This is a genomic window from Aeromonas sp. V90_14 (assembly GCF_029967615.1).
Taxonomy (GTDB): domain Bacteria; phylum Pseudomonadota; class Gammaproteobacteria; order Enterobacterales; family Aeromonadaceae; genus Aeromonas; species Aeromonas hydrophila.
Map to the genome: position 1 here is coordinate 133,707 of NZ_JASCAS010000004.1, position 10,289 is coordinate 143,995.

General features: G+C 60.8%; 6 protein-coding genes. All 6 read left to right on the plus strand.

The window, feature by feature from the left end; all coding sequences use genetic code 11:
* Positions 1-26: 26 nt before the first annotated feature.
* Genes QLG02_RS05610 through QLG02_RS05635 form a run of 6 tightly spaced genes read left to right on the plus strand, consistent with a single transcriptional unit; the run spans position 27 to position 10,055 of the window.
* Positions 27-2,870: a tape measure protein gene (locus QLG02_RS05610; RefSeq protein ID WP_282464730.1), complete on the plus strand. Its 2,844-nt coding sequence runs from the start codon at positions 27-29 to the stop codon at positions 2,868-2,870.
* Positions 2,867-3,235, plus strand: coding sequence for a hypothetical protein (locus QLG02_RS05615; protein WP_215269999.1), 369 nt, complete (start codon positions 2,867-2,869; stop codon positions 3,233-3,235). The genes QLG02_RS05610 and QLG02_RS05615 overlap by 4 nt, the downstream gene beginning before the upstream one ends.
* On the plus strand, positions 3,232-6,825 hold the full coding sequence (locus tag QLG02_RS05620) for a curculin (mannose-binding) lectin protein (RefSeq protein ID WP_282464731.1): 3,594 nt from the start codon (positions 3,232-3,234) through the stop codon (positions 6,823-6,825). Before QLG02_RS05615 ends, QLG02_RS05620 begins: the two co-directional genes overlap by 4 nt.
* A 39-nt stretch (positions 6,826-6,864) precedes the next feature.
* Entirely contained in the window at positions 6,865-8,064 is a 1,200-nt protein-coding gene (locus QLG02_RS05625; protein ID WP_282464732.1) for a hypothetical protein, read from the plus strand.
* A gap of 3 nt (positions 8,065-8,067) precedes the next feature.
* Positions 8,068-9,648: a hypothetical protein gene (locus QLG02_RS05630; RefSeq protein ID WP_282464733.1), complete on the plus strand. Its 1,581-nt coding sequence runs from the start codon at positions 8,068-8,070 to the stop codon at positions 9,646-9,648.
* 2 nt (positions 9,649-9,650) lie between these two features.
* Positions 9,651-10,055, plus strand: a complete 405-nt coding sequence (locus QLG02_RS05635; RefSeq protein WP_282464734.1) for a hypothetical protein — start codon at positions 9,651-9,653, stop codon at positions 10,053-10,055.
* Positions 10,056-10,289: the final 234 nt, after the last annotated feature.

The following is a 10,289-nucleotide window of genomic DNA, read 5'->3' on the forward strand; positions in this document are numbered from 1 at the left end:
ATATCTGAATCTGATCGGAATGCCCCATGTCCACCTCTTCCACCCTCAAACTTGCCCTGGAGCTGGCGGCTAAGGTCACCGGCCGGGAAGACCTGGCCGCCTTGGCGGGTGAGGTGCAGGAGCTGGGCCCGATCTCGGACGAGACGGCCGCCGAAACGGCGCAGTTGGCCGAGAGCCTTGAATCGTTAAGCCGCCAGCAGGCGCTGATCCAGCAGTTCAATGACTCCAAAGCTGCCCTGACCCAGCTCGAACTGGCGACAGTGCTCAGCCGTGACAAGCTGGAGCAGTTGCGCCGCGAGCAGCAAGCAGGTAGCGGCGATGCCAAGGCGCTGGCCGAGCAAGAGCGGTTGCTGGCCTCCGAGGTCAAGCAGCTGGAGCGCCAGTTGGTCGCTCAGTCCGCCAGTCATACCCGCCTCCACGCAGGGCTCAAGCAGTCCGGGCTCGATACCAGGAACCTTGCCCAGGAACAGCAGCGCCTGCAGCGTGAGCTGACCAAGAGTGTCGGCCAGACCGAACGGCTGGGGCGCGAGTTTAGCCAGGGTAGTCAGCAGGCCGGTGGCTTGCAGGGGGCCATCGGCAGCCTGACCGGGCGCCTGGTGGCGCTGGCAGGTACCTGGTTTGGTATCCAGACCCTTACCACCCAACTGATAGCCATGTTCCAGACTGGCGATCAGGCCGAGCGCCTCGATGTGCAGCTCAAGGCGGTGATGGGTTCGATTGCCGGTGGCAAAGAGGCATCAGCCTGGATCCAGGACTTTGCCAAGAACACCCCCCTGCAGCTCAGTGAAGTCACCCAGGTGTTCGTGCGCCTCAAGGCGTTCGGCATCGACCCCATGGCGGGGGCCATGCAGGGCATTGTCGATCAGGCGTTCAAATTGGGCGGCGGTTTTGAGGAGGTGCAGGGCATCTCTCTGGCCCTTGGCCAAGCCTGGGCCAAGCAGAAGCTGCAGGGTGAGGAGATCCTGCAGCTGATTGAGCGGGGCGTACCTGTCTGGCAGATGTTGGAGCAGGTGACTGGCAAGAATACTGCCGAGCTGCAGAAGCTCTCTGAGGCAGGCAAGCTGGGCCGCGAGACCATCGCTGCCCTGATGAACGAGATTGCCACCCAATCGCGCGGTGCGGCTGCCGACAACATGAGCCTGCTCTCCGGGCTTATCTCCAATGCCCAGGACAACCTCGCCAAGTTTTACCGGATGGTGGCCGAGAACGGGGCGCTGGCCTGGCTCAAAAACCAGCTGGCGAACCTTAATGCCGAATTTGAGGCGATGGCCAGGGATGGCCGCCTGCAGGAGTGGGCCAAGCGCCTCTCCGATGGTTTTATCTCCATGGGGGAAACCCTCAAGTCGCTGATCCAGACCCTCTATGAGTGGCGCACCGCGCTGACCGTGCTGGCCCAGGCGTGGGTCGGCCTGAAAATCGCGGGCTGGATTGGTGATCTGCGCAGCCTCTACGCCCAGTTTATTGCCATGCCTGTGGCGACAGCGACAGCAGCAGGCGGCATGACCACTGCGGGCACGGCTGCAGCCGGTGCGGCGATAGGGGTCAGGGTGCTGGGCGCTGCCGTCAAGGGGCTGCTGGCTGCCGTGGCGGTCGAGTCCATCATCCAGATCACCCAGTTCGCCTCTGCCCTGCGTCAGCTGGTGCAGGCTGAGCTGGCCCTCCGGGAGGCGCAAGCGCTGCGCTCCGAGACTCAGGCCCGCCTCAATAGTCAGTTTGCCGCCCTGTCAACGGAGCTGGGTTTTGCCATCACCAGCATGGCGGATCTCGATCGCCTGGTCGCCGAGGGCAAGGTGCATTACGACGAGGCCACTGGAAGCTGGCGACAAGGCGCCGCAGCCGTTAAAGCACTGGGGGATGAGGCCAAGAGTACCCGCGATTATCTGGCCGAGATCAATGCCGTGGCCAAGCAATCCGCCGCCGATGGCCCGGCCAAGTTGGCCAAGGCGTTTGAGGAGTTGGGGCTGGACTTTGAACGGGCCAATGGTCGCATCGGTGCAGGCTTTCAGAAGACCATCGGCGCTCTGGATGTATTGGTGGCGCACACGGGTGCCAGTAGTGCCGCCATCGAGGAGGCGCTGGCCGCCGCTTACAACAGCGCCAAGACCACCGCCGAGATCGATGCGGTGATCGCGCGGCAAAAGCAACTGGCCGCCCAGGGAAAAATCACTGGGGATGCGCTGGCTCGCTCGATGGCCATCGCCGCCGATGCCATGGCCAAAGTGAAAGGGGGGAGTGGCGATACCAAGCAGGCAGTCGCGGCCATTGGTGATGGTTTTGACGAGGCTGCTGCTCGGGCCAAAGGGGCCACCGATGCGATGCGGGCAGGACTTAAAGGGGTACAGGATGAAGCCAAGCAGACGAATGCCAGCCTTGCCAGTAGCGGCGGGGGCGGTGGTCGAGGCGATATCACCCGCACCGTGAATGCCGGTTCTTTCTACTACAAGAGCGTGGATATCAATAGCCTGCGCGGCAATGCCGAGGGGCTGGCCAATACCCTGGCCGGGGTGGAGGAGGAGCTGGCCCGCTACAGCCAGAAGGTCAAGGATATTCCGGCCTACAGCGAGTGGAGCAAGTATTACGGCGAGAAGTTCCAAAAAGAGATGGAGGCGATGCAGGCCCGCCTCAAAGAGGAGCTCAACAAAGCATTGGCCAAAGAGAGTGCCAAAACCAATCAGGTCGCCGCCCAGCCACCGGCCCCGGCTGTCGTGCCATCTACCCCCAGCACCAACACCCCAGGGACACGCAGGCCCTTGTCCGAGCGGATCACCATCGAGCTTAAAGGGGCAGGGGGCTCGGCCGAACTACAGACCGATGAGGTCAATGCGAATGCCCTGATTTCCCTTCTTAAACAGCAAGGACTTCGCCAATGAACGTGACCTTAAACAGCGTGCTGCTACCAGATGATCTGGTCTGGCGCGACGAGTTCGAGTGGGCGCCGGTCGAACAGGTGGTGACCCCGACCCTGAGTGGCGCCCTGTTGGTGGAGGAGACCGCCAAGCCCGAGGGGAGGCCGCTGACCCTGAGCGGGCATTGCTCCCGTGCCAAGGTGCAGGAGCTCAAGGTGCTGGAAGCGCAGGTGGCCCAGCTGATGACGTTGACCCTGCTTGATGGCGTGGCCCGCACCGTGGTGTGGCGCCGCCCTGGCGTGGTGGCGACCCCACTGATCGAGATGGCCGATCCGGAAGGGGGCGACCCCTATGCCTTGACCCTGAATCTGACAGAGGTAACCCCATGACCATTCTCTCTGGCGATATCGTGTTGTTGGCTAGCCAGCGCCTGGTTGATACCGATGACGGCGGTGGTCGCATCACTGGCCGCGAGATCATCAGCGGCAACCATAACAGCATGTTCCCTGACATAAGCGACATGGATCGGGCCTATGGCACCGTGAATATGCGCAAGGCGTTTCTGGCGGTGCAGACGGACGACACCGACACCTACTATGGCGCCAATGCCATGGTATTGCTGCCGCCCAGTGACCCCAGCGTCAACCTGACGCTGATGACCACCAAAGACCACAATGACACCCGCGATAACGCCCGCAACACCCTGGAACGCTATCAGGCCCGAGGCCCGAAGTGGCAGGGGGTGCTCTACGATACCCAGCTGGAAGGGCAGCGGGCGATCCGCATCCTGCAACGCATTGAGGTGCGGTTGCCGGAGATCGGGGAGGTGCTGGTGCTGGTCGGCAACGAAGGGAAGGGGAACGAGGTTGAGCAGTATGTGCGGGTTGACCGGGTAACCGCCGAGCTGCGCAAGTTCGGGGTAGCAGGCTACCAGGGCGAGTTCACCCGCAACGTGGTCACTTGCGTGATCACTGACCCGCTGCGCCACACCTTTGAAGGGGAGCAGCCCAGCCCCTATGACCAGGCAACCACCAAGACCACCCTGCGGGAAACCGTGGTGGCCGATGCCGCCAACTATTTTTCGACTACCAAGATGGTCGCGGATGCGGCGCTGGGGGCAATGCGGGTGCAGGCCAAGACCATTTTCACCCAGCTGGTACCCAGTGCCCGCAGTGAAACCCCGGTGGTCGATCTGACCGCTGCCGGTGAGCTGGGCGCCCTGCTGGAATCCGGGGTGGGCAGTCCCCACACCTTCACCACCACCTCACCGGTCAGCCCCAGTCAGGGGCTGTTCCTGGGGATTGGTGCCATGCCGGGTAGCGTATCGGTCACCATAGGCGCGGCAGTGATCACCGACAAGGGCGGCGAGCTGTTCCTGGTCGGTACCGTGGTGGGGGCTATCGACTACGGGCGCGGCCTGCTGACCTTCAACAGCCAGTGCCCGAACTACGGTGCAGCCAGCAAAACCGTGAGCTTTCGCCCGGCAGTGATGCCATCGCGCATCGCTGACACGGCCCAGATCCAGATTGCCGCCAACAACCGGGGCTATGCCTACACCGCGACCCTGCTGCCCACCCCTTGCCCAGGTTCGCTGACCGTCAGCTATCTGGCCCAGGGCAAATGGTACGACTTGAAAGACAACGGGCGCGGGGAGCTATTTGGTCAGGACAAATCCTATGGCTCTGGGCTGCTCAACTTCACCACCGGCTCTGTGGTGTTGACCCTGGGGGCGCTGCCGGATGTGAACAGCGCGATCATGTTCAGCTGGGGTACCAAGGTCTCTTACCTCAACCGCGCCAGCATGGTGCTGGATCCGGTGCAGCTGACCCATAAGCTGGCCCATGAGGGGATCACCCCCAATAGCCTGACCCTGACCTGGCAAGCCGGTGGCGCGACCAAAACCGCCATCGACAACGGGGCGGGCCAGCTGACCGGCGATGCCACCGGCACCATCAATTATGTGACCGGCGATCTGGCCCTGCGGGTTGCAACCCTGCCGGATGGAGGTCAGGAGTACCAGGTTGTTTACCAGTACGGCGACCCGGACACCCAACGCTTTGACTACCCGGCCCGCAACCCGGACGGGACGATCACCATGCAGCTGACCAAGCAGAACCTGACCCCCAGGATGGTATCGGTACGCTGGAATGCCCTTTATGAGGATGTGAAGGACGACACCGAACTGGTGATCGCAACCCGTGACCCGATCATCAGTGTGCGCGACAACGGCGCGGGCAAGCTGCTGGATGCGGCAGGGGTAGAGCGGGGCACCGTCAACTACACCACCGGCCAGATCACCATCAAGCCGGATGGCCAGGGCGGCATTCCTAAAACCCGCTATGAGTGGCGCACCATCGGCACCTATGGCGATGGCCACGGTAACACCATTGCCCGCCAGCGCTGGACACTGGTGGAGATCTACTACGTGCAGGCCGCTTACCTGTTCCCGGTGGACGACAGTGGTTGGGTCGAGGTGGAGTACCGCAGCAACAATGCAAGCCAAGCGGGCCAAGATACCGTGAAGGCTACCCCGCTGGTGCTGGATATCACCCCGCGCAACGGCGAGGCGATCCTGGCCAACTCAGTGCGCTTTGCGCTGGGCGGGTCTGTCTATGTGGACAGGCAGGGGATCCTCTATCGCAACATCGACCCCGCCACCGGAGCCGGTGAGCAGGCCGGGACGCTGGATTACGCCACCGGCAAGGCGACCGTCACGGTCTGGAACCCCGGTGCAGCGCCCGTACCAGCCCTGAGTTCGCTGGTCACCAGCCTGGTGGCCCAGACGGTGGATGAGGTGACATTCAGGACGCCGGGGGCACCCATTGCGCCATCCAGCCTCTACCTGAGCGGCAACACCGCAGACGGGCGCCGGTTTGAGGTGACCGCCAACGGTGATGGCACTATCACCAGCCAGGATGTAAGCGGCAAGGTGGACTATCAGACCGGAGTGGTATCGGTGCGCTTTGGCCGCCTGGTGACGGCGGCGGGCAACGAGGGTAAACCCTGGTACGACCCCGATAGGGTGGTCGATGGCAAGATCTGGCGCCCCTTGTCGGTGGTGGCTGACACCATCCGGTTTAATGCGGTGGTCTATAGCTATCTGCCACTCGATGCGGATCTGATCAAGCTGGATCCGGTGCGCCTGCCATCCGATGGCCGGGTGCCCTTTATTCGCAAGGGTTACATCATGGTGGTGCATTCCACCAAGCGCAGTGCCTTCCCCATGGGCGTACAGGCTGGGCAACAGCTCAATACCGGGCGCGAACGGCTGGCCTATTGCCGGGTGGAGGATAAGAACGGCAAGGAGCTGGCGCCGCAGCTCTACAGCGTCAACATGAACAGCGGGATGGTGACCTTGGCCAGCCCGCTGAACCTGACCGGCTATGTGGAGCCGCTGACCGTGGTTCACCGCGTCGAGGATATGAGCCTGGCCACCGATGTGGAGATCTCGGGCCGCATCACCCTGGCTCGGCCCCTCAGTCACAACTATGAGGCGGCAGATACCTTGGTCTCCAGCGCCCTGATCATCGGTGACTTGTGGGCCCGCTATGGGGCGCTGTTCGACCAACGCACCTGGACAAATAACTGGTCTGATTTTCTGATTGGCGACCCCTGCACGGCGGAATACAACGACACGGATTTCCCTATCGTGGTGACCAACCGGGCGACCCTGCAAGAGCGCTGGGCCATCATCTTCCAGACCACCACCACGTTCATTCTGGTGGGGGAACATGTGGGCCAGATTGCGGTGGGGGATGTGAATACCGACTTTGCTCCCATCAACCCCAACAACGGCCAGCCCTATTTCAGGCTTGACCGGCGTGGCTGGGGCGCCGGGTGGGCTGCGGGTAACGTGCTGCGCTTCAACACCTACGCCGCCAATTACCCGATCTGGTTTATCCGCACCATCTTGCAGTCGGTGGCAGCGGTGGATACCGACCGTTTCGAGGCCCAGCTCAGGGGCAACGTCAACCGTTAACCGGTGAGGCGTTGCGCCTTGCCTGTGGAGAGAAAAGCGATGGCTGAATACAAGGTCAAATGGTTTGCAAGTGAAATGCAAGGCGCCCCGAGCTTGGGCGATACCGCAGAGGGCGCCCTGGCGGCGCTGCTCAAGGCGGTGCTGGTCACCGGCTTTGGCACCCTGACCATCAACGCGCTGGCTTTCGATACTGCCAAGGGGTGGGCAGTGGCGACCTTTACCGGTGGGCATGCCTATCTGCAAGACTCGGTTGTTCAGGTCGAGGGGGTATCGCCTGCTGCCTACAACGGCGAGCATCGGGTGATGCAGGTCACCGCCACTCAGGTCTGGTTTGAGATTGACGGCGGCAACCCTGGGGCACCAGGTACAGGCGCAGCCATGACCATGAAGGTGGCGCCGCTGGGCTGGACGATCACCCATGAGAGCGGTGACGGGAAGATCTTTATCGTGCGTCCCACCAATGTCAGTGAGTCGGGTAATGTCAGCCTGCGCATCGACAATTCGGCGTTTACGGGGTGGATGGGGCCAAACTATTTCAACTATCTGGCCAAGGTGGCGATGGTTGAGGATGTGGTGGATATCAACAGTTACACCAATATTGGGGAGTGGCGCTGGCCTTGTACCGGGCGCTTTTCCAACCGGCGTTGGGATCTGGTGGGCGATAGCCAGCTGTTTTACTTCATGCCTGCTTATGCGGCAGGTAACTACCAGTTTATGTATAGCTTTGGCTATATCAGATCGGTTCGGCCAGGCGACCGCTATCATGCCGTGATTAACCACTATCCGACCACCAATGCCAATGAAGCCGGACGAAACTGGCAAGGAGGGTCAGGAGGCAACACGCTCTGGGGCAACTTTTACCCCAACTTTGACAACGCCAGCCACCGGGTCATTGCCCGGCCATATCATCAGCTATTTGGTGCCACTAACTGGTTTATTAAAGGGCTGTTTGGCCGATTCGGCAACGGCTTGAATATACCCAACGGCCCGGACAACGGTTTTTATGTGACCCAGGATCCCACCATGGTGATCGAGAGTGGCAACCACTTGCGTGGGTACTTGCCCGGTTTGGTATGCCCGTTTGCCACCATAGGGGCATGGGACAGGAAGAACTTCAAAGACCTGCCTGCCATGCCTGGCAAGCTGTTGCGTTTTGTCCGGGTTGGGTATGACGAGAACAATTATAACTGGGGGCAGACCTGCCTGATGGGCTTTGACCTTACTGGGCCTTGGAGGTAAGTCATGGCGACTTTTGCACCGAGCAGGGGTTTCCTAGTTGTTGTGCAATCCCAATCTGGCTCTGGAAATGTACCTTTTTACAACGTTGAAAGTACGGATGGGCCTGATTGGGCTGCCAATTTTGGCGAGACGGTCGATATAGGTATTTTCAAGTTTATCTACAGCTCTGGTGCTGGGGGAGACACTGGGGTACTCCCTACCAAGACGATCACACTTGCGCCTAGAAACTACGTGTTCAGGTTGGAAATAAGCAACGGCAACTGGAACCCAGATTATTCAGATATGGATCTGGAGTTTCTGGATGATACCGGGGGGGTATTGGCGGCGATTCGCACCCGTTATGATGGCGCTTATCGCCATGGTCTTTGGTATGGCCCGAACCTGGCCAGCCTGACCAAAGCACCCCAAGCAGGCGCATACCCACTCACTTTTGGCGCCTTGAGCTTTAGCGATAGCGCTTTAGTCTTTACCACTGACCCGGTTGGTAACCGCAACCAATCGTTTAGCTTTGCCTGCCAACCGCAAAAATTTGCAGCAATGCGGTTTAGTAATCTGCGTGCCCAGTCAACATATACCGGGTCTGGCGTGGCCATGGTGCGGGTGCTTATTCAGACAGCACCTGCTGGATTTAATGGCGACTTTGCTGCGCTGACGGCAGAGCAGTACACCGCGTTGCAGCCGGATCTGGTATTGCCAGCCGGTGCTGCTATTGAACATCAATCAGGGGTCGGGTTGGTCGCTTCTGGCACTGCACCATCCTACGTCTTGGCCAGGGGGATTTTGCCTGGTCAGACTGGGGTGCTGTTTGATGCGACTGGCGCTGTGGTTGCCAAACTGGCCTACCTCAATGGTATGGCGGTGCTGACGGTCGTCGGGGTGACCACTCAAGGGCCAGCTGATGCACCCTATCTCGGCTTGGCCGCTATCAATGGGCAGGTGTTTGGCTACTACCAGACCAAGGTGTTTACCCGCTCAACGCAATTCATTGCCTCAACGCAATACAAGATATGGATAGAGCTGCAACCGGGAGACCGCCTGGCCAGGATTGGGACTGAATTTGTCCCGCTCCAAGTCGAGTTTACCTATGTGCTGTTCACCACCCCGATGACCGTTACCGTGGCCAACCAGGAGACCCGCGCCCAGTTCCTGCCGCAAGATGTGGCGTGGCAAGGGAAACCGCCGTTTTATCCTGGCCCGTTGAATATCCAGCAGATGAGCCAGCGAGTGATCTGCAAGGGGCGGGATTACTTCTGGATCCGCGATGGAGTGCGCAACGTGGAGCAGGGGTTTATTGAAAGTACGGTGACCATCAGCGGGATGGGAGTGCGGCGCCGGGTTCTCTGCTTTACCCAGGATGGCGAGCTGGTTGGCGAGACCTACAGCCGCGCATCGGATGGGGTCTATCGGTTCGATCTGCTGTGGCTGAATCGTCGTTATATGGTGGTTGCCCAGGATGACCCAGCATATGGCCCTGCCGATTACAACGCCGTAGCCGCCGACTATCAGGCGCCAAAACCCTATCCGCCTGGTGGTGGCGTGGCGCCCGAGCCGTTCCCCCTGATTGCCCCGCTCAAGAGGAAATAACCATGATCTCCTATGCCGAAGGGCTGCGCACCAGTCGCGCCCAGCTATTGGCCACGGCCATTGATACGGGCAGCGGGGCCAGTGCCAAGCTGACCATCTATACCGGCACCAAACCGGCACCGGGGGCGGCCACGACTGACCAACTTGCTCTGGTGGCGCTGACGTTCAGCCACCCTTGCGCCAAGACGATCGCTGGTGGGGTGCTGACCCTGAAACCCCTGGCCGAGCAGATGGCTACTGCCAGTGGCGCGCCCACCTGGGGGCGCATTGTTGACCGGGATGGGGCCTTTGTTGCGGATCTCGATGTCGGGGTGCCGGGCAGCGGCGCCGATCTGGAGCTACCCGCTGCGGAGTTTTTTGCCGGTGCGCTGATCCGTATCAATACCGCTACCATCACCGAACCGTAACCGGGGGCCATATGGCCAGAAAGGATGCCAGCCTAGCGCTGCGTAAGGCTCGCAGTATCAATGGTCAGCTGGAGCTGAATCAGTCCGACGTGGTGCGCCTGGTCGGCATCCTGAATAGTACCAACTTGCCGCCACGCCTGAGCGCGTCACCGGGTCTGGTGCTGTCATCGGTATTGGATGGCTCTGTCCCAGTTATGTGTTGAAAGGCTAATCTTGAAGTAGGTCATCACCTTG

Coding starts and splice junctions, on each gene's coding strand:
- QLG02_RS05620 (WP_282464731.1), top strand. CDS start 3,232: ATGACCATTCTCTCTGGCGATATCGTGTTGTTGGCTAGCCAGCGCCTG.
- QLG02_RS05625 (WP_282464732.1), top strand. CDS start 6,865: ATGGCTGAATACAAGGTCAAATGGTTTGCAAGTGAAATGCAAGGCGCC.
- QLG02_RS05635 (WP_282464734.1), top strand. CDS start 9,651: ATGATCTCCTATGCCGAAGGGCTGCGCACCAGTCGCGCCCAGCTATTG.
- QLG02_RS05615 (WP_215269999.1), top strand. CDS start 2,867: ATGAACGTGACCTTAAACAGCGTGCTGCTACCAGATGATCTGGTCTGG.
- QLG02_RS05610 (WP_282464730.1), top strand. CDS start 27: ATGTCCACCTCTTCCACCCTCAAACTTGCCCTGGAGCTGGCGGCTAAG.
- QLG02_RS05630 (WP_282464733.1), top strand. CDS start 8,068: ATGGCGACTTTTGCACCGAGCAGGGGTTTCCTAGTTGTTGTGCAATCC.